This is a genomic window from Gemmatimonadaceae bacterium (genome assembly GCA_036273715.1).
Classification (GTDB): Bacteria; Gemmatimonadota; Gemmatimonadetes; order Gemmatimonadales; family Gemmatimonadaceae; genus JADGGM01.
On record DASUHB010000044.1, the window covers coordinates 1 to 23,956 of the forward strand.

The 23,956-nt window shown below is 64.2% G+C and carries 19 protein-coding genes; 15 read left to right on the forward strand and 4 right to left on the reverse strand.

Annotation, left to right across the window (positions count from 1 at the left end):
- The coding region (locus VFW04_09975) for a glycogen/starch/alpha-glucan phosphorylase (protein ID HEX5179648.1) at positions 1–502 on the forward strand (502 nt) is incomplete at its 5' end.
- Here the strand turns inward: VFW04_09975 and VFW04_09980 are convergent.
- Together VFW04_09980 and VFW04_09985 are read right to left on the reverse strand one after the other, a co-directional pair.
- Positions 499–894 (reverse strand): hypothetical protein, encoded by a 396-nt coding sequence (locus tag VFW04_09980; protein HEX5179649.1) that lies wholly within the window; start codon positions 892–894, stop codon positions 499–501. The two genes, VFW04_09975 and VFW04_09980, sit on opposite strands and share 4 nt — an antisense overlap.
- Positions 891–3,392, reverse strand: a complete 2,502-nt coding sequence (locus VFW04_09985) for a penicillin acylase family protein (protein ID HEX5179650.1) — start codon at positions 3,390–3,392, stop codon at positions 891–893. The genes VFW04_09980 and VFW04_09985 overlap by 4 nt, the downstream gene beginning before the upstream one ends.
- Positions 3,393–3,599: 207 nt before the next feature.
- Here VFW04_09985 and VFW04_09990 point away from each other — a divergent pair, with 207 nt between their 5' ends.
- Positions 3,600–4,367, forward strand: a complete 768-nt coding sequence (locus VFW04_09990; GenBank protein ID HEX5179651.1) for a hypothetical protein — start codon at positions 3,600–3,602, stop codon at positions 4,365–4,367.
- A 57-nt stretch (positions 4,368–4,424) separates the two neighbouring features.
- On the opposite strand, the gene VFW04_09995 is transcribed toward VFW04_09990, so the two are convergent.
- Together VFW04_09995 and VFW04_10000 are read right to left on the reverse strand one after the other, a co-directional pair.
- Positions 4,425–4,685 carry a CPXCG motif-containing cysteine-rich protein gene (locus tag VFW04_09995; GenBank protein ID HEX5179652.1) on the reverse strand — a complete coding sequence of 87 codons (261 nt, stop codon included), beginning with the start codon at positions 4,683–4,685 and terminating at the stop codon, positions 4,425–4,427.
- A 1-nt stretch (position 4,686) separates the two neighbouring features.
- On the reverse strand, positions 4,687–6,189 hold the full coding sequence (locus VFW04_10000; protein HEX5179653.1) for a hypothetical protein: 1,503 nt from the start codon (positions 6,187–6,189) through the stop codon (positions 4,687–4,689).
- A gap of 344 nt (positions 6,190–6,533) precedes the next feature.
- Here VFW04_10000 and wecB point away from each other — a divergent pair, with 344 nt between their 5' ends.
- The 13 genes from wecB (at position 6,534) to asnB (VFW04_10065) (ending at position 23,948) form a co-directional block, all read left to right on the forward strand.
- Entirely contained in the window at positions 6,534–7,592 is a 1,059-nt protein-coding gene (gene wecB, locus VFW04_10005) for a UDP-N-acetylglucosamine 2-epimerase (non-hydrolyzing) (protein ID HEX5179654.1), read from the forward strand.
- 4 nt (positions 7,593–7,596) lie between these two features.
- Positions 7,597–9,150, forward strand: a complete 1,554-nt coding sequence (locus tag VFW04_10010) for a lipopolysaccharide biosynthesis protein (GenBank protein ID HEX5179655.1) — start codon at positions 7,597–7,599, stop codon at positions 9,148–9,150.
- Entirely contained in the window at positions 9,147–10,388 is a 1,242-nt protein-coding gene (locus VFW04_10015; protein ID HEX5179656.1) for an acyltransferase, read from the forward strand. The genes VFW04_10010 and VFW04_10015 overlap by 4 nt, the downstream gene beginning before the upstream one ends.
- A gap of 126 nt (positions 10,389–10,514) precedes the next feature.
- Positions 10,515–11,840 (forward strand): glycosyltransferase, encoded by a 1,326-nt coding sequence (locus VFW04_10020; GenBank protein HEX5179657.1) that lies wholly within the window; start codon positions 10,515–10,517, stop codon positions 11,838–11,840.
- 145 nt (positions 11,841–11,985) lie between these two features.
- Complete coding sequence (locus VFW04_10025; protein ID HEX5179658.1) at positions 11,986–12,402, forward strand: transcription termination/antitermination NusG family protein; 417 nt, start codon at positions 11,986–11,988, stop codon at positions 12,400–12,402.
- A gap of 74 nt (positions 12,403–12,476) precedes the next feature.
- Positions 12,477–13,370, forward strand: a complete 894-nt coding sequence (locus tag VFW04_10030; protein ID HEX5179659.1) for an ABC transporter permease — start codon at positions 12,477–12,479, stop codon at positions 13,368–13,370.
- A 119-nt stretch (positions 13,371–13,489) separates the two neighbouring features.
- Complete coding sequence (locus tag VFW04_10035) at positions 13,490–14,599, forward strand: ATP-binding cassette domain-containing protein (GenBank protein ID HEX5179660.1); 1,110 nt, start codon at positions 13,490–13,492, stop codon at positions 14,597–14,599.
- A 9-nt stretch (positions 14,600–14,608) separates the two neighbouring features.
- Positions 14,609–15,928: a class I SAM-dependent methyltransferase gene (locus VFW04_10040; GenBank protein ID HEX5179661.1), complete on the forward strand. Its 1,320-nt coding sequence runs from the start codon at positions 14,609–14,611 to the stop codon at positions 15,926–15,928.
- Positions 15,929–16,136: 208 nt separating this feature from the next.
- A complete protein-coding gene (locus VFW04_10045; GenBank protein ID HEX5179662.1) occupies positions 16,137–17,372 on the forward strand; it encodes a glycosyltransferase in 1,236 nt (411 codons plus the stop codon).
- A 1-nt stretch (position 17,373) separates the two neighbouring features.
- On the forward strand, positions 17,374–19,227 hold the full coding sequence (asnB, locus tag VFW04_10050) for an asparagine synthase (glutamine-hydrolyzing) (protein HEX5179663.1): 1,854 nt from the start codon (positions 17,374–17,376) through the stop codon (positions 19,225–19,227).
- A gap of 34 nt (positions 19,228–19,261) precedes the next feature.
- Positions 19,262–20,632 carry a glycosyltransferase gene (locus VFW04_10055; GenBank protein ID HEX5179664.1) on the forward strand — a complete coding sequence of 457 codons (1,371 nt, stop codon included), beginning with the start codon at positions 19,262–19,264 and terminating at the stop codon, positions 20,630–20,632.
- 365 nt (positions 20,633–20,997) lie between these two features.
- The gene (locus tag VFW04_10060) at positions 20,998–21,915 is read left to right on the forward strand and encodes a glycosyltransferase (protein HEX5179665.1); all 918 of its coding nucleotides are present in this window, start codon (positions 20,998–21,000) and stop codon (positions 21,913–21,915) included.
- 2 nt (positions 21,916–21,917) lie between these two features.
- Entirely contained in the window at positions 21,918–23,948 is a 2,031-nt protein-coding gene (gene asnB, locus VFW04_10065) for an asparagine synthase (glutamine-hydrolyzing) (GenBank protein ID HEX5179666.1), read from the forward strand.
- Positions 23,949–23,956 lie beyond the last annotated feature (8 nt).

A 23,956-nucleotide genomic window follows, 5' to 3' on the forward strand; every position in this document is an offset into this window, starting at 1 on the left:
CATCCGGCACATCTTCGAGGCCGCGCACCAACTCGAAGGCACGATCAAGGTCGTCTACCTCGAGAACTACGACATCGATCTTGCGTGCAAGCTTACCTCGGGCGTCGACCTCTGGCTCAACAACCCGCGCAAACCGCTCGAAGCCTCGGGCACCAGCGGTATGAAGGCCGCGCTCAACGGCGTTCCATCGCTGAGCGTGCTCGATGGATGGTGGTTCGAGGGACACATCGAAGGCGTCACGGGATGGTCGATCGGCGGATCCGCCGAACCCGAGCCCGACGAGACGCGCGAATCGAATGACCTTTACGTCAAGCTCGAGCAAGTCATTCTCCCGCTCTTCTATGGCCTGCCGCTCGGCTACATCGACGTGATGCGCCACGCGATCGCGCTCAACGGCTCGTTCTTCAACACGCAGCGCATGGTCCAACAGTACGTGCGCAACGCATACTTCCCGGCGCAGGGCGAGCCTGTGCCGGAAGACGAAGAAGCGGTTCGGTCCTAACGGCCTAACGCTGTTGGTGCTGGTGCTTTTCGAGGGCCAGCGGTCGTTTGCCGGCGGGCATCCCGCGCGCGCACGACGAGCGCCACCTCGGCGCCGCCCCACGCGAGGCCGAAGGCGATGGCGACGCTGAGCGCCATGAGCACGCCGCCGGGCACGTGAAAGATGCCGCCGACCTCGGCGGCCAGGGTGCCTAACGGAGCGTACAGCCACGTCCAGCCGAGGATCCCGGCCCATGCCGCGGCGGCCGCAGAGGCGAGCATCACCGGGCTGAACGCGCGCGGCATGAGGAGAAGCAGCAGCGCACTCACGGCCGCGACCGCGGGCCACGGTGCAAGCCACGTCGCGAGCGCGAAGACCAGCGCCGTCCACACGAATCGGATCGTCGCTCTCATCGGTGTCCGGCCGGCGACAATGTGAGCGACGGACTCACCGGCGGCTGCGACAGCACCATCGAGTCCGGCGGGAAATAGAGCGCGTCCAGCGTCCCCGTCCGCCAGGAGCGCAGCATGTTGTCGTAGCGGGAGCTTGCGGGATTGCCCGACTCGCCGCCGGGCAGCGTTCCCCACCCGTGCACGTCGGGTCCCATCTCGACGACCATGCGCCAGCTCGGGCCCGCGCGTCCCTGGCCGCTCGACGGAGCGAGCGTGCCCGGACCGCCCTGCACCTCGATGTTCAACCGCGAGAGGGACGGCAGCTCGAGCAGATGGTAGATGTTCGCGTGCTGCACGCGGCTCCATCGCCAGTCGTCGTTGCCCGGGGGGCCGTAGCGGCGCTCGGCGTCGCCTAACGCAACCCGCAGGCTCGCCGCCAGAATGTCGTCGCGCGTCTCGATGGTCCCCGTGGTGCGCCGGTCATCCCACCACGGGCTCTTCGGCTGCTGGAGCAGCGCCGCGATCACGCTTTCCGGCGGACGCGCCGCCGGCGTCGAATCGCCGGGCGGGATCAGCTCGTCCCACAGCCGGCGCGCCAATTCGCGCATCGCCATCTCGAACAACACCGCCCGGTCGTTGTCCTCGGTGTAGGTGCGGTTCCATTCGCCTAACAGACTGTCCGCGCGCTGCAGCGTCGAATCGTTAGGCGCCCGGGACGCCACCGCGCGGGCCGCCGCCTCGAACGCCGGCACGAACAGATCCGCGCGCGCACTGCCGGGGTCCGTCTGGTCGTTGCGCATGTCTTCCACCGTCGCCTGCGAATCGGCGCGCAATAGCGCGTTGATCCGCATCGCCCGCCACGGATCCGGCCAGTCGGCGCCCAGGTACGTCGAATCCATGCGCGGATCGGTCGGTTGCTGATTCGCCGACGCGAGATACCCCTGCGCAGGATTGCGCGCGAACGGATAACGCGACACCGGCCACACACCCGTCCAATCGCTGGCCGACGATGTGCCGTCGCGCACGATGTCGCCGCGGCCATCGCCCGGCCGGATCGGGAACGTGCCCGTCGATCGAATCGCAATCGTTCCCGCGCGGTCGGCCACAAGCATGTTCTGCGCCGGCCACGAATACGAATCCATGTCGCTCAACCATGCATCCACGGTTCGAGCGTGCGCGATCTGCATGAACGGCGCAATCACCATCGGCCGTTCGAGCACGGTCCACCGCATGGAGAGCCAGCGGCCGCCCGCGCGCTGCATGGGACCGCGATGTGTGTACAACACCGTGTCGGTGGCCAGGACACGCCCATCGCCGTCGCGATATCGTTCGACTCGCTTCTCGAGCGGCCGCCATGTCCCGTCCAACAAGTACTTCGTCGGGTGCTGCGCCACATCCACCGACTCGGCGTAGAAGTCCATCACGTCCGCGCCCGTGTTGGTGAACGTCCACGCCACATCGCGGTTGAAGCCGATGATCACCGATGGAGCGCCGGGCAGCGTCACGCCGTATACATCGAGCGAGGCCGGCACCGAGAGATGCGCCACGTACCAGATCGACGGCAGCGAGAGATCGAGATGCGGATCGCCGGCGAGGAGCGCGAATTTGTCGCGCGTGCGCGAGGGCGACACCGCCCAGTTGTTGCTGCCGACGCTCACGTCGCCCGAGCCGTCGTGCGCGGCGCCGGCCGCCGCGCGCATCGCCCCGCCTAACGCAAGCGCCAGCGCGCCCGCCGCGGTATCGGGCGCGCCCGGAGGAGGCAGCGGCGTCGAGTCGATGCGCGTCGCCGTCTGTCCGTTGGGCACGATGGGCTCCTGGATCGCGGCGCGCGCCGAGAACAGCGCATCGGCCGCGCGGTCGCCCACTAGCGCCGCCGCGCGCAGACGCCGCATCTCTTCCGGATCGTACGCCAGCGTGAGCCCCATCCGCGCCAGCAAGTACAGCGTGTTCACCGCCTTCCAGCGGGCGGGCCGCGCGTCGAGCAGCCGGTATTCGAGCGGCAGATCGGCCGCGCGCATGCCGTCGATGTACGCATTGATGCCGTCGCCGTAGGCCTCCACGGCGCGCCACGCGGCGCTCGTCGTGTCCATCGCCAGCAGCTGCCGCTCCACCGCGCGCGGCAAGCCCAACGCGCGCGTCTCCCGGTCCGCGCCTAACGCAACCGGACCGACGAGCTCCGTCAGCGTCCCGGCCGCCGCGCGCGTCTGCAGCTCGAGCTGGAACAGACGGTCGCGCGCCGTCACGTACCCCAGCGCCCGATATGCGTCCCGCTCCGTCGACGCAAAGATGTGCGGCACCCCGCGCAGATCGTAGAACACCCGCACCCGTGCCGCGAGTCCCGGCACGATCGCGTCAGCGGTTTTGGGAAGCACCGCATCCCGCGCCACGGCCCACACTCCGCGCACGGGATCGAAGAACGGCGCCAATCGCGGCAGCGGTTTCGGCGGCGCAATCGACAGATAGCTGATCACGCCGAGCGTGACGAGCGCGAGAACGAACCGCGGCTTGGAGGGAATCATGACGCACGATGAATAACGTCGTGTTTCAGGCGGACAAGGCCGGACACGAACGGACAGAGCCGGACTTAAAGGCTACAGGCGGACAGGGCCGGACACGACGGACAAAGCCGGACCGAAGACGGAGAGTCCGGCTTTGTCCGTCGTATCAGGTTTTGTCCGCCTTTAGTTCGCCTTAACAACTGCCGACGAACAGGCGTCTCATCACACATGCGAACACCACTTCTCACTCTCGCCCTGATCTGTTCGGCGGTTGCATGCAGCCGCGCGCAGGCCGGCGACACCAGCCGCGCCGCCAACCGCGCGATGCCCGATATGCGCGGCATGTCCATGGCCGACGACAGCTCGTCGCGCGCCGAAGCCGGCGTCACCGCCGCGATGAGCAGTGCGATGACCGGCATGTCGCTTCACATGACCATGACCCCCTCGCGGCCGCCGGCGCCCGGCGATTCCGCGCGCGCCGCGCACATCGTGACGACGCTGCGCGGAGCCATCGCCAAGTACCGCGACGTGAACGTCGCACTGGCCGATGGCTACAAACCGTTCCTGCCCAACGTACCGCAGGACGTCTATCACTTCACCAAGCGCGGCAACGGCATCAAGGCGGCGTTCGCCTTCGACCCCGCACGCCCAACGTCATTGCTCTACAAGAAAACGGCGACCGGCTACGCGCTCGTCGGCGCGATGTACACGGCGCCGTACCGATCGTCGCTCGATGACCTCAACGCGCGCGTTCCGCTGAGCATCTATCCGTGGCACCTGCACACGAATCTCTGCATTCCGCCGCGCGGCGAGCCGGGCGAATGGCAGGCAAAACAAAACGGCAAACCGCTGTTCGGTCCCAAGGGAACGATCGCCACGCGTGCCGCCTGTGATGCCGCTGGCGGAACGTTCTTCCCGCATCTGTTCGGCTGGATGGTCCACATTACAGGCGGACAAAGCCTGACACCACGGACAAGGCCGGACCGTCCGTCTTAAGTCCGGCTTTGTCCGTCGTGTCCGGCCTTGTCCGCCTGTAGCCTTTTTTGTCCGCCTTTAGTCCAGGGCTGTGACTGTCACGGCGGCCTGCCCATCGCGGCCGTACGTGACGTGCACCTGCCACGGCTGGCAGCAGACTTCGCAGTCTTCCTCGTAGCGTTGGTCCATGCCGCCGCCGGGATCGATCGCGATGTCCACGGCTTCGCCGCAATAGGGACACACCACCATCGCCTCGGTGTCGACCGTCCCGTCGCCTAACGGAAACTCGTCGTCGAGATCGTCGGGCAGGTCGTCGTCGTCATCCGAGAAGAGACGCATTTCAGGGCCGCGGGCATTTGGAGGCGTCGAACGTGTTGTTCACGTCGCCGATCTGCGATGACAGTTTGCGGAACCGGGCTTCGCGCGCGCTGTCGATGCTGGTGTGCACGGTGCGATACGCGCCGGCGAGTGCGATGTATGCATCGTCGGCTCCCTCGTAGCCGACGCCGAGTCCGCGGCAAGTGAGGCGCTTGGTGGTGAAGTCGGCGGCGCGATCCTGGAAGTTCCGGATGGCCTGCTCGAGCGAATCGGCGAGCGCGTCGAACTTCTGCATTCGCGGATCTGACGACGGCGCGATTGCGTTAGGCGCGGGCGTGGCTGCCGGCGGCGCCGCGGCGGTCACCGAGGGTGCCGTCTGCGATGCGGGCGGAGCGGTGGTCATCGCATTCGCCGTTCCGCCGCTCGTCGGCGGCCGCACCGTGGGAGTCGACACCGCCGTGCTGTTGGCGGGCACCATGGCGGGGGGTGCGCTGCTCATCGACCCACCGGCGGGGAGACTGGACGTATCGCGCGGCGGCGTGTAGACGGCGCTGTCGCCGGCGCGGGTGTTGGGCGCGGGTGCGGGTGTCGATGGAGACGACGAGAAGAGCCCGCTCGCCAATCCGGCTGGCGGCTCGATGGTCCCTCGGTGGTTCCACCACCAGAGCCCTGCGGCCCCGGCGCCGATGACTAACAGAAGCATGGCGACGGCGCCGAAGCGGAAACGGCGCGGCTCCGGAATCGGGGGCAGTGGCAGGTCGTCCTCGAAGAGCGCGGCTTCGGGCAGCATGACTGGCAGTGTCGGCTGCGCCGTGACGCCGGCCAGCGCCGGATCGACGGTGTCCGGCGATTGGCGTCGAGGGGGTGGGGGTGGCATGTGGGGGCGACGTTCGGACCGGTCGCCTTCGACGGGCTGTTCGGTGCGGTAGTTCGCCCAATCAATAAGAGTGCGTTTTCGTCCGCCTGGGAGGAGGGCGTCGTCGTCGACGATTTCGTCGAACGGGATGAGCAGGCCGCTCAAGGCGCCGCCCGGGTTCATCCTGAAGAATCCGCCGGTTGGTTCCGGACCTGTGGTGGCGATGACGAGTCCGGACTGCCACGGTTCGCGGAAGCGTTCGCGGTGGGTTTCGAGGTCGAGTCGGGCGGGCGAGCTGCCGACGAACGGCGCGCTGTGGTACCATCCCATCAGCCCGGCACGCCGTCGGCGCAGCTCGAGCTGCATGCCGAGCCATTCTTCTTCCGGGATCTGGACCGGTTCGGTTTCTCCGATAACGTGACCTGTCCGCATGGCGCTCGTAATGACCACGTAGCGCGACCCGGTATCAGGACACTCGAAGAGGTTGCCGAGTAGGAAGCCCATGAGCTCCTGCTCGGGATCGGACCGGAGATGGCGCATTGCTTCGCGCAGGGCGCCCTGCGTAATGAATAGCGGCACATCTGCACCCGACGCGGAGTCGGCGCCGTTCGATCCTGCTGGTATCCAGTGGATCGACCGCGCGACCGGCATCGGTTTGCGCAACATCATGAAGCCGCTTTGCATCGGTGTACTCAATGCAACGGCACCTCTAAGAAGCCAGCCTGGCTAATCATATAATCCCGACTGAGACTGGAAAGAGCAGAAAATTGGCCGTCGGACCGATTTCTTGCGTACTGATGGGCTCGGTATTTCCGCTCGCCCGAGGTTTGCTACCCAGCAGACTCGTATTTGTGCTTGGATGACTCATCCATGGTAGCATCGGGTTTCCACTGCTCACATTGTTTTCTTTCTCCGACATCACGTTTTGTGATCGACTACCATCTTTTTGTGACCGGAATGCACTTTAGGGACACGCGCTGCCCGAGGGTCTCGAGCAACCAGCGCTCCGTAAGATGAAGCTCCTGCACGTCGTCGGGGCTCGCCCCAATTTCCCGAAGCTTGCTCCGGTGCATCGCGCGGCGGCCCGGGCAGGTTTGGTGCAAACCGTCGTCCACACCGGGCAACACTACGATGATGCGATGTCGGGCGCGTTCTTCCGCGACTTGGGGATTCCGCAGCCCGATGTCGACCTGGGAGTCGGGTCCGCGTCGCACGCGGTGCAAACGGCTCGAATCATCGAGCGGATCGAGCCGGTGCTCGATCGAGAGCGCCCGGATTGGGTGGTGGTCTACGGCGACGTCAACTCCACCATGGCTGCGGCGATCGTCGCGGTCAAACTTGGCCTTCGGGTCGCGCACGTCGAAGCGGGGTTGCGGAGCCGCGACTGGACGATGCCGGAAGAAATCAACCGCATCGTGACCGACCGGCTGGCGTCGCTTCTCCTGACACCGTCGCGCGACGCGGACAAAACCTTGCGCGCCGAAGGCGAGCCGGACAGCGAGATCGTGTTCGTGGGCAACGTGATGATCGACTCGCTGCTCCACGCGTTGCCGAACGCACGCGCCTCGGGTTTCCGCAAAAAGGTAGGCATCGACGGCCGCTCCGTCATCGTGACGCTCCACCGCCCATCCAACGTGGACGAGCTGCACCGGCTTGCCGGCATCGCGGAGGCGCTGCGCGATCTCTCGCGCGACCATGCAGTCATCTTCCCGGCGCACCCGCGCACGCAGCAGCGCCTGCGCGAGTTCGGGCTGGACCTGGGTTCCGTTAGGCTGCTCGAGCCCGTCGCCTACGCCGAGATGCTCGACCTGGTCCAGGGCGCGCACGTCGTCGTCACCGACTCCGGGGGACTCCAGGAAGAAACCACCGCGCTCGGCGTTCCCTGCATCACGGTGCGGGAGAATACCGAGCGGCCGATCACGATCACCGAGGGCACCAACCGCCTGGTGCCGGATCCCGCCGAGATCGCCTCGGCCGTGCGCTCCGTTAGGCGTGCGGAGGGCGCGCGCCGTCCCGAAGGCTGGGACGGAAAGGCGGGCGAGCGCGTCGCGCGGGCGCTCGCCGCGCACTGAGTTCGTGACCCAACCGCCGCTCTCGGCCAAGGTCGCGGCGCCACCACCCGGACCGCCAAACGCGAACCGCCGCGAGCAGCTCTTCCGCACCGACGACCTGCGCCAAGGCGTCGCTGGCCGCGCCATCCGCGGCGGCGCCTTCACCGTCGGGTCGCAGGCGTCCCAGTTCATCATCGGACTCCTCGCGACGATGGTCATGGCGCGGCTCCTCACCCCGCGCGACTACGGCCTCATCGGCATGGTCACCGTCGTCACCGGATTCCTGACCATCTTCAAGGACATCGGCCTCTCGCGCGCCACGATCCAGCGCAACGTGCTCACGCACGAGGAGGCCAGCAGCCTGTTCTGGATCAACGGCGGCGTCGGCGTGTGCATCGCCATCCTCACCATGGCCATCGCGCCGGTGCTGGCGCGATTCTACGGCGAGCCACGCCTAACGAATATCACCATCGTGCTCGCGTGCGGATTCCTGGTCAGCGGTTTCAGCGTCCAGCACCAGGCGCTGCTCCGGCGCCGCATGCGCTTCGCCATCATCGCCGCCAACGACATCTTCTCGATGACGCTCGCCAGCATCGTCGGCATCACGATGGCGTACGAGCAGATGTCGTACTGGGCCATCGTCGGCAACCAGCTCGCGTTCACGATCAGCAGCGCGCTCCTCGCGTGGATCGTGTGCCGCTGGCGGCCGAGTCTGCCCAAACGCAGCACGCGTGTGCGCGAGATGCTCGCATTCGGCGGCAACGTCACCGGCTTCACGGTGCTCAATTATTTCTCGCGCAACAGCGACGACCTCCTCATCGGCCGCTTCTGGGGATCGCAGCAACTTGGCTTGTACGCGAAGGCGTACCAGCTGCTGCTCTTCCCGCTCAACCAGATCAATTTGCCGGTGGGTGGTGTCGCCGTGCCGACGCTCAGTCGGTTAGCCGACGAGCCCGAGCGCTACCGCGCCGCGTTCGCGCGCACTCTCGACAAGATCGTGCTGGTCACGATGCCGCTCGTCGCTTTCCTCATGGTCTGCTCCGACTGGCTCATCGCCGTCGTACTCGGCGATCAATGGCTGGGCGCCGCCAGAATTTTCATGTGGCTTGCCATCGCCGGATTCGTTCAGCCCATCGGCTACACAACCGGCTGGCTGTTCACAAGTCAGAACCGAACCGGTGAGCTGTTGCGTTGGGGCGTGATCAGCTCCGCGCTCGCCGTCGCCTCGATTGTGGCCGGTGTGCACTGGGGCGCCGAGGGCGTCGCCAAATCCTACGGCCTCACCTCCGCGCTCATCACGACGCCCATCAATCTCTGGTATGTGGGACGTCGCGGGCCTGTGCATACGTCTGACTTTTACAGGATCAGTGCGCCAAGTGCGATTGCGGCCATTCTCGCCGGCGGAGCCGTTTATCTATTTCATCACCTCGCACACCCGGCGCACGAGATCGTCGGCCTGATCATCGGCTTCGGGATCACCGCAGTCGTTTTTCTCGCCGTGCTGTCGACGATGGCCGGCGGTCGCGCCGGATTGCGCGACATCAAGCTATCGCTTGATCATCTCCGCGGACGAGCGTGAGCGAATCGGGTTCGACCACATACGGCATCACGCCGGCGACGACCGACAAGCGCGTGCCCGCGCTCGACGGTGTGCGCGGGCTGGCCATCGTGCTCGTCCTCATCAACAACGTCTATCCCAATCGCCCGCCGCTCTCGGCGTTCGATTATAACGTTGCCCATCTCGCCAACTGCGGATGGATCGGCGTCGATCTGTTTTTCGTGTTGTCCGGATTTCTGATCACCGGAATTCTCTATGACACGAAAGGTGGTACGCACTTTTTCCGCACGTTCTACCTCCGACGCATCCTCCGGATCTTTCCGCTCTACTACGGCACGCTGTTCTGCGTGTACTTCGTGTTCCCGCATTTCATGCATCAGGAGCAACAGACGAAGTACCTGCTCAGCCGGCAGGCGCCGTTCGAGTGGACGTACTTCGCAAATCTGGGGTACGTGCTGCGAGGCTATCCGCCCTTCTCAACGGTCCAGTTCTGGTCGCTGGCAGTTGAAGAGCAGTTCTACTTCGTGTGGCCGTTCCTCGTGTTTTTCCTCACGCGCAAACGGCTGATGACCGTGTGCTGCGCGGGTCTCGTGTTGGCGCTCGCTTTGCGAATCGCGTGGCTTACCAACGGTGGAACCGCGAGTGCCATGTACATGCTGACGCCGTTCCACGCCGACGGCCTCGCGGTCGGCGCGCTCATCGCGCTGGTGATGCGCGGTCCTGACGGACTCAAGCCGCTCGAGCGGTGGGTCGGACCCGTCGCCGCGATGTGCACGCCCATCGCCGCGGTCGCGCTCTACTTCGACCAGTTCACGTTGAACCCCGTTAGGCACGGGCCGCTCTATGCCGTTTGCTTCACCTGCGTCGACCTCGGCTTCGGCGCGCTCATGGTCGCCACGCTTGCGCGACCGCACGGCATGCTTGACCGCGTGTTCTCATCGCGCACGCTCGGATTCCTCGGTCGCTACAGCTACGCGATGTACGTGTTTCACGGGTTCGTGTTATGGGTATTCCAGCGGTACGTGCCGTGGATGGCCTCGCCTCCATCGGTATTCGGCACACGCATTCCCGCGAGCATCGCCGTGCTGCTGATCGTCGTGATCTGTACGGTCGGCCTGGCCTTCGCCAGCTGGCACCTGTACGAGAAGCAGTTCCTCAAGCTCAAGCGGTTCGTGCGGTACTCGCGAAAAGTCGACCCGACCCGCGGCGCTCCCGGCGACACGATGGACGTTCCGCGCGCGTCGCTCTCAGCGCCCTGAGCCGCGACTGCGACGAATTCATCGTCAGGAATGTTTCTCGACGACATGAAGATTTTTTAGGGATGCAAGTCTCGGTGTCGCGCCGCCGCCGCCGCTGCGGTCCAGGTTCTGCTACCATGCGGAGGTATGCGGGTCGCAGTTGTCAGCACGTATTTCCCCTCGGTGTCGCAGACTTTCGTGCTGGACCAGATCAGCGGTCTCATAGCGCGCGAACATGATGTCGACATTTATGCTTTGGCGCCGGAGCCGAACTCTGCCGGCGTGGTAGCGCAGCGCGAGATCGATCCGCTCGCCGAACGCACCTATTATCAGCCCCGCACCCCGCGGCGCACCCTCGGCCGTGCGTTAGGCATTACCGGTTTGCTGCGTGGCCCGTGGCGCGGACGCGCCCGCGAGGCCCTGCGGATGGTGCGGCGAAGTCCCGGCGCCCTCGGCGTGCTGTACGAGAGCGCCCCGTTCCTCGGGCGCGGTCCGTACGACGCGATACTGTGCCACTTCGGAACCAACGCGCAGCGCGCGCTCCGTGTGCGCGACGCCGGCCTGGTGCAGGGACCGATCGTCGCGGCGTTTCACGGCGCCGACATGAGCCGGTACCTGCGCATGCACGGAGTGGCGATATACAGCGACCTGTTCGCGCGCGGCGATCTCTTCTTGCCGGTGAGCGCGTTCTGGGCCGCGCGTCTCGCGCAGCTCAGCTGTCCGCCCGAGAAGATTGCCGTGCACCACATGGGCATCGATCTCGCGCGTTTCCGCTTCACCGTGCCCCGGATGCCCACGGTGGATCAGCCGCTGCGTGTCGTGTGCGTCGCGCGGCTGGTGGAGAAGAAGGGCTTGCCCTATGCCGTGCGTGCCATATCCGCCCTGCGCCGCGACGGCGTCGACATAGCGCTCGACATCGTCGGCGACGGCCCCATGCGTTCATCGCTTCAAGCGCTCATCGCGGAGCTCGGCATGAACAACACGGTGCGGATCATCGGAGCGCGGTCGCGAGATGAGGTGGCGCGCGCGATGAGCGCCGCCCACCTGTTCGCCGCGCCGAGCGTGACGGCGGCCGACGGAGACATGGAGGGAATTCCGGTCGCGCTGATGGAGGCCATGGCGAGCGGCGTGCCGGTGGTGGCGACCAGGCACAGCGGCATTCCCGAGCTGGTGGAAGACAAGGTGAGCGGGCTCCTGGTGCCAGAGCGGGATACGGATGCGCTCGCCGACGCCCTGCGGTGGCTGGTGGACCATCCCGAGCGGTGGTTGTTGATGGCGCTGGCCGCGCACGACGCGATCGAGCGCGATTTCAACAACGCTCGTCTCAATGATGAGCTCGTGACGCTGCTCGAGCGGGCGCGCGGCACCAAGGCGCCGGTGGTTGAAGGCGCGACCGGTCCCCGTATCGTTCCGTCGCCGCCGGTTGGCGAGGGTGGTCGGACGACATCGCGTCCGAGTGCACCAACCGCTTGACCCACAGGCCTTTGTCTCGTCATAGTTGAGAGCCGACTGATGACGATTTTTTACACACCGCCGGTTTGCGCAGCCCGTGCAAATCCTGCGGTAGCTGTGTCCGCTACTGGCAGCGGCGCGCCGACGCTGTACCCGAGAGAACGCGATGTCGAGCAGTGCAGAAATCTGTTGGGAGTTGTTGTACACGAAGTCCCGCGCCGAAGAGTGGGTGGATGTGAATCTGCGGAGGCAGGGCTACTCGACGTTGTTGCCGCGGGTGCGGGCGCGATCGGGATATCGGCCTTTGTTTCCGCGATACATTTTCGCCGGTTTCGAACTGGGACGTTCCGCGCGCGAGTTGCGGAGCACGCGTGGCGTCTCGTATGTGGTGCAGTGCGGTGAGCATGCGGCGCGGGTGCCTGGCGAAGTGATCACGGAGATTCGCGGGCGGATGGATGAGTGGGGGGTGGTGGCGGTGGATGTCGCGGCGCCGCGAGATTCGATGTTCGGTAAGGCAGAGCGAGAGCGGGTGCGGGCGTTAGTCAGGTTTGCGGAGGCGGGGTGGCGGGTAAGGGTGGCATAGCAGCACGAGCGCATGCGCGGTGACGCGAGCGCGGGGTTCCTTCCTCGAGCGGGTTTCCAATTACAACTGCTGATGTGACGACAGGCGTGTCCGCCGCGGAGCAATCCGCCGGTGAAACGTCCCGCTTGGTGGACGGACGCGCCGACGACGGCGTTCCCATCATCGTCATCGACGGCCAGCCGTCGTGGCGGCGATGGTTCGCCGACCTGTACATCTATCGTGGGGCGCTGAAGAGTCTCGCGTGGCGTAACGTCCGCTCGCGCTACAAACAGGCCGCGTTAGGCATGACGTGGGCCATTGTCCAACCCGCAGTGCAGGTGCTCGTTTTCACCGTGCTGTTCGGCCGCGTAGTGAAGGTGCCTAGCGGGGGTGTTCCGTACGCAGTGTTCGCGCTCGTCGGCCTTCTCGCATGGAATCTCTTCAATAAGGTCGTGTCGGAAGGCGCGGTGTCACTGGTGGTAAATCAGAGCATCATCACGAAGCTTTTTTTCCCGCGCATTTATCTCGTGGTGGCGGCGGGCGCCTCGGCGCTGCTCGATGCGCTGGTCACGACCGTGCTTCTGGTGATCCTGCTGACTTTCTATCATATCGCGCCCACAGTTAGGATCTGGCTCGCGCTGCCCGCACTTGCGGGCCTGCTCCTGTTCTCGTTCGGCTTCGCCGCCCTCTTGGCAGCGATTAATGCGAGGTGGCGTGACGTGCAGCACATAGTGCCGTTCATGCTGCAGGTCGGGCTCTTCGCCACGCCCGTGATCTACGCAAACTCGTTTGTGCCGGTCCGGTGGCGATGGGTGCTCGCTCTCAACCCGCTCACGGGACTGATTGGCATCTTCCGCGCTGCGGTGCTGAACGGGCCGCTGCCAACAGGTTGGATCGTAAACCTGTCCCTCGCAATGAGTGCCGCCATGACTCTCGTCGGCGTGTGGTGCTTCCGCCGATCCGAAGCGACGATCGTGGATGTCGTATGAGTAGACTCGCGGTTCGTGCTGAAGGCATCTCGAAGACGTACCGAATCAGGCACCCTGAGGCGCCGCTGTTACGGGAGTTCGTCGGGCATCCGCTGCGGGCGCGGAAGCGTCCGCGCTGGATGCAGATCGATGCACTGCGCGATGTGACGTTCGAAGTGCCGGAAGGTGAGGTGTTCGGCATCATCGGGCGCAACGGAGCGGGCAAGAGCACGCTTCTCAAGATACTGTCCCGCATCACCACGCCTTCGAGCGGTCGCGCCACGCTGCGCGGCCATGTCGCCAGCCTGCTCGAAGTCGGCACCGGGTTTCACCCAGAGCTAACGGGACGCGAAAACGTCTATCTCAATGGCACGCTGCTCGGCATGAGCGCCCGGGACGTCGCGCGCGCCTTCGATGAGATCTGCGACTTTGCCGGCATTGGTTCGTACATCGACACGCCAATCAAGCGGTATTCGAGCGGCATGCAGCTCAGACTAGCGTTTGCGGTGGCAGCGCATCTTGCCGCTGACACAATGGTGATCGACGAAGTGCTCGCTGTTGGCGATGCAGAGTTTCAGGCCAAGTGCACACGCGCTATGAGTGATGCGGCCGGTCGCGGGCGCACGACGCTGTTCGTGAGTCATAACATGGCTGCCGTCGAGCATCTGTGCACGCAGGCCGTGCTGCTCGAGCATGGTCAGGTTGTCGCGATGGGATCCGCCTCCGACATCGTTAGGCTGTATTTACAGCGCGTGTCGGCTGGCGTCGCCGCGGGTCTCAGATACGTAGCACCATCTCGTCCCGCGCATCGATCGGCGGCGGTAATTACGGGAGCCGAGATCGCGGGCGGCGACGGGGGACCTCCAGTGCAGGGCGAGGACCTGGTCCTGAAAGTTGACATCGAGGCGTATCAAGCCATTACCGGTTTGCAGCTCTTGCTGGGGATGTCGACTCTCAGTGGCACGTTGGTATCGACGCTGTGCAGCGGCGACGTCCGCGCAGAGTGGAATGTCGCAGCCGGCAAGCACCGTATCATCGCGCGCGTATGTGCGAAGTCGCTCCTGCCGCGAGCCGTCACTCTCTCGCTGCGCCTGATGCATCACTGGGGCGCCGAGGTGTTCGACAATGTACCTGATGCTCTCGCGATCACGATGCAGGAGCGCGATGTCCTTGGAACGGGAGTGCCTTTGAAGGCGGACCGTGGGATCGTATGGATGGACGCCGCCTATCGTCTCGAGAGCATGGGTTAGGCGGATACAGTGACAACGACGGAGGCGTCTCGCCGGCAGACGCTTGCCAGCTTCGACTGGCAGTGGTCGCATCTTCCATCAGGCGACTTCATGCCCGGGGACCCCTGGTTCGACGCAAACGCGACTCGCGTGCTAACGAACGAGTTGTGCGCGATCGATCCGCGGTGGTTCGTCGGCAAGCGCGCCCTCGATGCCGGGTGTGGTCGCGGGCGGTGGACCCGGTCTCTGTTGGAGCTGGGTGCGGAAGTGACCGCGATTGACTTCAGCGAAGCAGCGCTCGAGCGAACCGCTGAGATCTGTGACAACAATCCACGCCTACGGACGCGTCGCGTCGACCTGCTCGACATTCCCTCTGATATCGGTGAGTTCGACCTCGTCTTTTCATTTGGCGTACTGCACCATACCGGTGATACTTGGAGAGCGCTCGAGAACGTCGCACGACTCGTAAGTCCATCTGGGGCGTTCGTGCTTTATCTGTACGGTGCACAGTCGTGGTCGCCGAGTGAAACAGGTCGCATCGAGCGCCTTCGTCTCGAGCTCGCCATGCTGCCCTTCGAGGAAAAGATTGTCGAGTTGCGCCGCCGTTTCCCCGGCGATGACCCGCACCAACTCTTCGATCTGTTGAGCCCTGTCATCAACGATCGGGTCACCCTCACTGAGGTGACCCGACGACTATCGGGTCTCGGATTCGCGTCGGTCGATCCGACAATTGCGCACAGCGAAGTATACGTTCGGGCGAGTCGAGGTTTGTTCGCGCCGTCGCATATGCTGCCGGTAATTGGTTCGAAGAGCACGTTTCTGGAGGAATCTGGCGAACGGTGGAACGTTAGGCGCGGCGCGGCGTTCGAGAGCGGGCTGCGCGCTGCGCTTGGAGACGTGCTGCCGCGCTCGCCGTCGCCAGCTGTGCTGCGCACGATCCGTGATTCGGCGCCTAACGGCGTGCTCGTGGACTTGAGTCTTCCCCCCGACCGCGTGCCGGCCGAGTTGATCGGGCACGGCAGACCGCACCACTTGTTCGATCACTGTCCAATCGATCCGAACGCGCAACCGGAAGTGCGGGGGGATTGCGTCGTCTTCTTAGGCGCGGCTGTCGGCGCGTGTCGATTCCCGGAACGGATGCTTCGCCGAGCGTGGGCCATGGTCAAGCCGGGTGGTATGCTCGCCATCGAGCTGTCGACTTCGGTCATCCCGTCAGCACGGCGCACCTATCTGGATCGGGCGCGGATCGAACACGTGATTTGCCCGGGAAGGCGAACGCGTTACTTAAGCGCCGACGCCAATGGTCCACGGGGCATGCGCTATCGGCGCTCGGCGGCGCCGGTCTGCTGAATCCGTTCTCTGCCGAGCAGGCACGAAACCTTCTGCTGTCGCTTGGTGCTCGAAATATCGAGGTCTCGTCTTCGCAGCCTCATATCGACTTCCTGACCGCGGTGGGTCCAAGCTGAGCAACTCGGACGCGTCTCGCTCGGTGTGGTTAGTGAGCGAGTGTTATCCGCATCCTAGCGCACGTCTGCGGTGTGCGTTCGTGCATCGACAGATGATAGGATTGGTCGCGACCGGCTGGGAAGTGCGGGCGTTGATTCCCAACGGGTGGTTTCCGCCCATGGCGTGGCGATTGGCACCGGCGTGGCGTGCCGCGTGCGCGCGCGCTCTCCCGGCCAACTGGTCCCTTGACGGTATTTCGATCGGCGACCTGCGCTTTCAAAATCGTGTTCCCAGCCGGCTGTCGAAGCCACTGTCACTCGTCGGACGTGTCGAGTTGGCCCTGCGTAAAGAGCTGGCAAGTGCCGCGCACCGGCCCGGAATTCTTCTTGTACAGTTCGCGTTGCCGCATGGGAGTGCCGTTCGAGCATCTGCAATCTCCCACGGAATTCCTTACGCCGTTCATTTGCGTGGCGACGACGTATGGATCTGGCCGCACGAACGCGCCGATCGGATGCTGGCGTTCCAGGAGGTCGTTCGGGATGCAGCCTTGGTCATCGGCGTTTCGCGAAACATTCTCGTGGAAGCCCAGCGACTGGTAGGCCCGCAGCCGATTCGCGGCGCAGTCGTGCCTAACGGTATCGACACGCGGGCGTTTTCGCCCGTCGAGGAGTCGGAGCGCCAACGGTTGCGTGAGACGGCAGGCATTCGCGCTGAACAGCTAGTTGTGCTGTGCGTGGCGCCGCAGCTAGTCGCCAAAGGATGGCCCGAATTGTTGAACGCGCTCGGGGAGCTACCATACGACCGCGGTCGCATCGTTCTCCACTGCGTGTCGTCCTCGTTACGAGATGAGATAGACGTACCTGCGGAAGCCGCACGTCGGGCTCCGAACGTGCAGGTCCTGTTCGAGCGCGATGTGCCTCGGCACCGCATGCCGGATTTGTTCAGAATGGCTGACGTCTTCGCATTGCCCTCACGAAGCGAAGGCATGTCTAACGCAGTGTTGGAAGCGATGGCATCCGGCGTGGCAGTACTGACGACTCGCGTCGGCGGCCATGCAGAAGTGATCGAAGACGGCTCGAACGGGCGATTAGTCCCGCCAGGCGACGTGCGAGCGCTGCGCGAAGCGTTAGAGACTTTGTTGATCTCACCGTCCGACCGTGAATCGTTGGGGTCCGCCGCGCGATCGCGAGCCGAACGAATTGGCGATTCCCTCGCGTCAGGACGCACGCTCGCGCGACTCTTGGAGGCTGTGTTCCGACGCGACTTGAACCCGGACTTGCTCGACGAGGATCCGTATTCAGTGTCCACGGACCTCACTTGCGGTCGCAGTCAAGCAACCATCCTCTAGTATGTGTGGCATCGCCGGTCGCTATGGAGTCGCTCCCCTCGAGGTAGCAGAAGCAGATGAACTTGCGAATTCCTTTCAAACAGCCTTGAGGGCACGGGGGCCTAACGGCTGGCAGCACCACCACGACTCTGATCTCGTGCTCGTCCACCGTCGCCTCGCGATCATCGATCTCTCGGCGGCTGCAGCGCAGCCCTTGTGGAACGAAGATCAAACGATCTGCGTCATCGCGAACGGGGAAGTTTACAATCACCGGGAGCTGCGCGAGCAATTGACCAGGCAGGGGCACCGCTTCAGGAGCCGGTCTGACTCCGAGATTATTGTGCACCTGTACGAGCAGCATGGGATCGATGCGTGCTGCGCAGCTCTAGAAGGCATGTTCGCGTTTGCGCTCTGGGATTCGCGAAGCCGAGACTTGTATCTCGTGCGCGACCGCCTCGGCATCAAACCGCTGGTGCTCGCCGAGCACGATCACGGGGTCAGCTTCGCATCCACACTTCCCGCGTTGCTCTGTGACGCGGACGTGCCGCGAGTTCTGCGAGAGGAGGCATTTGTCGCACTATTGAAGTGGGGCTTTGTTCCGTCGCCATGGTCGGCCGTTCGCGCGGCGCGCCGACTCGATCCGGGATCTTGGATTCGAATCAGAGCCGGTCGTGTGCGTGAAGAACACGCCTGGTGGAGCGATTTGCCAACCGATCGCGACGCGACCGAGGCGGATGTACGACGCGCAATCGAGCGGGCAGTCGATGGGCACCTGGTCTCCGATGTTCCGATCGGAGTTCTGCTCAGCGCTGGCATCGATTCCGGTATTGTTGCCGGTTTGGCTCGGCGTCTTCAGGCTGAACCGACGCTCCAAGCGTGGACCGTTCGACACGCAGGCTTCGTCGACGATGAATATCCCGGCGCAATGCAGGCGGCCGCGTGCTTCGGCCTTCCGTGCACCGCCGTGGATGTCGGCGACGCGGGGCTAACGGAAGAACGATTTGATAACATAATTGCAGCAATGGACGAACCGCTTGCCGTCAGCAGCCTGGTCGGCCTGCACGGGCTCTTCCGAGAGATCGCACCATCGAGGCGGGTGATCCTGACCGGCGATGGCGGCGACGAGTTGTTCGCTGGTTACAGCTGGCACGCGGGTATGCCGGCGGTTCCTTCTTGGGCGAGGGGCGCGCGGTTCGCACGAGTCGCGCCGGTCCTGGCCGGTCTCTCTAACCTGCCTGGTCGAGCAGGTTCGTTCGGGAAGGTCGCGGCGCGCGTTCGTCGAGAGCCTTCCATGGTGTATCTCGATAAGCTGCGCACGACCCGGGATGATGTTCTCGAGCATCTCGGTATCGCTGCGATTCAAAATGACCCGATGGAACTGCGGGCTGCCGCAGCTTGGAACCGCTTCGCGGCCAATGGAACGCTGGAACAGATGCTCGCTGTGGATCGCGGGACTGCGTTAGTCGACGAAATGTTAGCGAAGTTGGACACGGCCGCGATGGCGTACGGCATCGAGGCGCGCGTTCCGCTCTTGGCGGATCAGGTCGTGCAGGTGGCCAAGCGTACGCGTGAGGATCTGAAATGGGCGGGGGATCGGGGGAAGATCGTGCTCCGAAACTGGTACGCTCGCCTAGGGCCTAAAGGTTTGTCGGCCCGTCGCAAGACCGGCTTCAATTCGCCCGTGGGAAAGTGGTTTGAAGGGGAGCGCGGCGAGTTTCTTCGCGAGCACGTGCGCGCCAGCCTCGGTTTCTTCGATGCATCGGCAGACGGGAGCAATCTCACTCCTGGCACCCACATGGCCCTCGCCGTTGCGGATGCTTGGAGAATAAGGGTCAGTGCGATACCGCCGGTGCGTGCACAATTGATGCAGCGTTAGTCGGCTATTTCGAGTCATCGCAACGTTCGCTGACGTGGACTCGGTCGAGTCACCGGTTCGAATAAACGCTGGCCGCCCTGCGAAGGATGGCGAGTATATCGTCGTTCATGTCGTCGTGCAGGAAACGACGAAGCCCCTCGTCGGTCCGCAGGTCCTCGATCACATGCAGTCGCAGGCTACGACGCCCGGCTCATCGCGCCCCACGCGCGTCATCGTCCTTCTCTTGGAACCGCTGCGTCGGGTGTTCAAGCCAGAAGTGAAGAGGGCTGTCCGCTCGCTCAAAGCGCGCGCTCCTGGCGTTACGGTTGTGTTGCTACCCTACGTTAGTCGATTGACTGTCGCAAAGAACGCTTCGTTTCTCGCGCGATTGGTGAAACGCTGGGCAAACGGCCGTCCCGTGGTGTTTCACTGTCGCGGTGAGCGGGCGGTTGGATGGGCGCACGCCCTGTCTCAACACTTTGGACACACAGGCATCATCGCGGACGTTCGAGGACCGTGGCCAGAAGAGCTGCTATTTGCACGTAGTCGTCAAGCGTTCCATTCCGCACAAGCGGCGAACAACCGCGACTACGAGCACGCAACGCGCAACCTTCTCGCGGCACTTTCCTTGTCGCAGCGCGCCGCTACCGTGTCTGACGGAATGTGCGAGTGGCTTGCCGCCTTGGGGGTCGCACCGACAAAACTGGACTGCGTTCCCTGCTGCGTTCGGAATGTGGTTTACGATGAGGATGCGCGCGAGCAAATGCGCGACCGTCTCGGTATTTCGCGTGATCTGGTCCTGGCGTACGTCGGAGTCGTTAACCGGTTTCAGTATCTGACGGAGGGGCTCGGCGAGTTCGTGGCGCTCGCGATGCAAGGAAACCCGACGGTTCGTTTCATGGCGATCACCCCGGACCAACGGGACATGTCCACCCTGCTCAGGGATGCCGGAGTGGACTTGACCAGAATCTTTATTTTTCACCTTCCACAAGAATTGGTCGCGAGTCATCTGATGGCCGCTGACGCTGGTCTCATCCTCGGAAAACCGGGCGTTCTCAAGTCCGTCGTGCAGCCGGTGAAGTTCGGCGAGTATCTCGCTGCCGGGTTGCCTGTCATTGCCTCTCGGGGGTCGCTCGGGATCGACCGGCTCGTCACTGCATATCAGGCTGGAATCCTCGTGGACTACACAAAAGAGAATTGGTCGAACGATGAGGTTCAACGTGCGTTAGACACTGTTAGCGCAACGCGCAATACTCTTCGAATGGGAGCGCTGGCACTCTGTCGTGACCACCTCTTGTGGGAGCGATATGCGAGCGCCCAGCGCGAGGCATACGTCGATGCACTCACGATGGCGAAGACACGTGCCACGTGCATGCGCGCTAGCGGTGCCGCGCCAGCCGACACGCTGCGTTGTGTAATGCGATGAATCTCGCATTCCTTTGTTATCCCTACCATCGCGGTGGCGTAACCCGTTGGATGGCGGATTTGGCCATCGAAATACAGCGATGCGGTGGCAAGAGCTGGTTTGTAGCACCGCGGCCGCGGTCGCCCTTCGTCAGTGGCCGTGGGCGTCCAACCATGGTGGATCTCTTCGCGGAACTGTCTCCCGAAGAGCGGCCAACCATCGTCGCGCCAGTTGTTGGCTCAATGTTCGAGTTTGGTACCGCTGCGTATCGGTCATCGGTCTACGCCGCCGCGCTTCAAGAGGGTGTACCGGCGAGTGTCCCGGTCGTCGTCTCCAACGATGCTGAAACCTGGTCGGCGGCAGCATATTTGTCACCGCGAAACCCGATGATCGCCGTCTTGCACGGCAATCACGTCATCAATGACAGGCTCGTCCTCCGATACGACCGTGCCGCTGCCGCGATCGCGTGCGTGTCGACGCGCGTCAACCGCCGCACGAACGCACTCGGCCGATCCGGCTACGCTCCGTTAGTCACCATTCCCTGCGGCATCCCGTTGCACCCTCTCCGCAACCGCCCCACCGGTTCGGACAAAGCGATGCATTTGGCGTGGGTCGGCCGTATGGACGAAGCCGAAAAACGCGTGAGCGATTTGCCCAAGATCGCCGCGCAACTCTGCGACGCCGGCATATCCTTCACGTTCGATCTCATGGGTGATGGTCCGGCGCGCGAATCGCTCTCCCGCGCGTTCCTTACCCTCGACCTCGGCAATCGCGTACGACTTCATCCATGGTCGGCCACCAGCGACGTGCTAGATCTCCTCGCGCGCTCCGACGTCCTCCTCATGTCGTCGAATTCGGAAGGCATGTCAATTACGGTCATGGAGGCGCTGAGTATGGGCTGCGCCATCGTCTCGAGTCGCGTGAGCGGCGTCGAGGACTACGAAACGCATGCAGCCGCGCGTTCGTGCCTCTGGCTCTATGACATTGGCGACGTGTCAGCAGCTGCCGAAAAGATTCGCGCCGCTTTCAATATTCCGTCGTCGGCGCGCGAGGTGGCAGCGCGAGCCCTCGCCGAGTCGGAGTTCTCGATCGGTGTGTGCGCCCAACGCTACGGGCAGCTTCTGTCGCAATTGGCGGCGACGGACTCTGTTGGACGTGTAGCGGTCGATGCAACGCGCACCATCACCGCGCTCGTATCACTGCCCGTGGCTGCCCAACGGCTGGTGAGGCTGTATGCGACTGGACGCCATGGGCGCTCGGCACCGGCAACGTCGGCGTTCCGATCGGTCTCGCACGTAGCATAGCGATGTGCGGCATCCTCGGCTTGATCCGTCGCGATGCGGCGCTGGAGGAGCCGACTCTTCCGTTAGTCATGGCGACGCGTCGCGTGCGGCATCGCGGCCCGGACGACGAAGGCTACCTCCTATGGAATCCGGATGAGCTAACCCGCGTGTATGCAGGAGACGAAACGTCGCCTCAAACGCGCGATACGAAGCGACTCGTGCTCCTTCCGTCGCGCACTCGCTGGCGCGTCGGACTTGGCCACCGTCGGCTGTCGATCGTCGATCTTTCGCCGGGCGGCCATCAGCCGATGCTGCACCACGAAACCGGACTCGCCATCGTCCTAAACGGCGAGATCTACAACCACGTCGAGCTGCGCGCCGACCTCGAGCGGATGGGCCATCGGTTCGCGTCCCGCTCCGACACGGAAGTGCTCCTCGCCGCGTGGGCAGAGTGGGGGCCAGGGTGTCTCGATCGGTTGAATGGAATGTTCGCGTTTCTTCTGCTCGATCCACGGAATGGCGGGACGCTGCACGCCGTTCGCGATCGGTTCGGCGTCAAGCCGCTGTATTGGGCCGTCGTCGGCGGTTTCATCGCGCTCGCATCCGAGATTAAGCAGATCCGCACGCTGCCCGGGTACAAGTTCGCGCCTGACGAAACAGGTGTTCGCCGCTACCTGGTGGATGCGCGCCTCGACGCGTCGTCCGATACGATGCACGACGGCGTGCACCAGCTGCGTGGTGGCGAGCGAGTTGCCATCGACTTGCGGAGCCGCGATGCCCCCGTGAAGGTCACCAGGTGGTATCGGTTCGCTCCGGCCACGACGACGCGCAACCTCCGAGACGCCGCCGCACGTGTGCGCGAACTCCTAACTGACAGTATTGCGCTGCGCTTACGTGCCGACGTCCCAGTCGGATCGTGCCTGTCCGGCGGCCTTGACTCCTCCGCCATCGTCTGCCTCGCACATCGCCAGCTCGCCGCGTACGACGCGGATGCGGGGCAGGTGACCGTCACGGCGCGGCACTCGGACGCCGCCTTCGATGAATGGCAGTACGCGGAGGGAGTGATTCGCGCGACCCATGCCAAGTCCGTCGGTGTCTGGCCGAAGTCCGCCGAGCTCGTTTCCGACCTCGACGAATTGCTGTGGCACATGGACGAGCCTTTTGGCTCGACCAGCATGTACAGTCAGTGGTGCGTGTTTCAAGCGGCGGCCGATGCGGGGCTGAAAGTGATGTTGGATGGCCAAGGTAGCGATGAACAGCTCGCTGGATACGGCGGTAACGACACGGCCTTGTATACCGGGATGCTGCGCCGCGGGAGAATGCTCCGATTGGCTGGCGAGATCAATGCGTACCGTCGGCGCCAGGGCACGCTGCCGATCGCCCAATTGATCCTCGCGATGCGCAATGTGATGCCTGCGGTCGATACCTTGCTCCCGGCACGCGTCCGTATTACGCGCAGCATGCCGACCTGGCTGCGCGCCGTAGCGCCTAACGGCCACGATGATACGCCACCCATCGACTTACGGGACAGCCTGCGCCGGCAAACTTTCGACACGTCGCTGCCCGTGCTCCTGCGCTACGAGGATCGAAACTCGATGGCGTGGTCGATCGAATCGCGCGTCCCTTTCCTCGACTACAGGTTGGTAGAGTTTCTCGCGGGGCTGCCCGATGAGATGAAGCTGCATCGCGGCGTCACGAAAGTCGTTCTGCGACGTGCCGTTGCCGATGTGCTCCCTCCAACCGTACGCGACCGGCGCGACAAGATGGGCTTCGTCACGCCCGAGCGGACATGGTTAAGCGAGATTCCACGGGAGTGGACCCGCGAGCAGCTGCGCGTCGCGATCGACTGCTCGCCGAACGTGCTGCATGCGGATGCGGCGCTGAAGGAGGTCGAGGACATCCTCGCGGGCCGGGCACCGTTCTCATTCCTGCCGTGGCGATTCATCTGCTTGGGCCGATGGCTGCGCAACAATTCCGAGGGTGACGATCGGTCGGGAGACGTTTCGTCCGACAACGCATCGCGCCAGAGGACCGTGCAGTCCGCACCGGTATGAAGCAACCG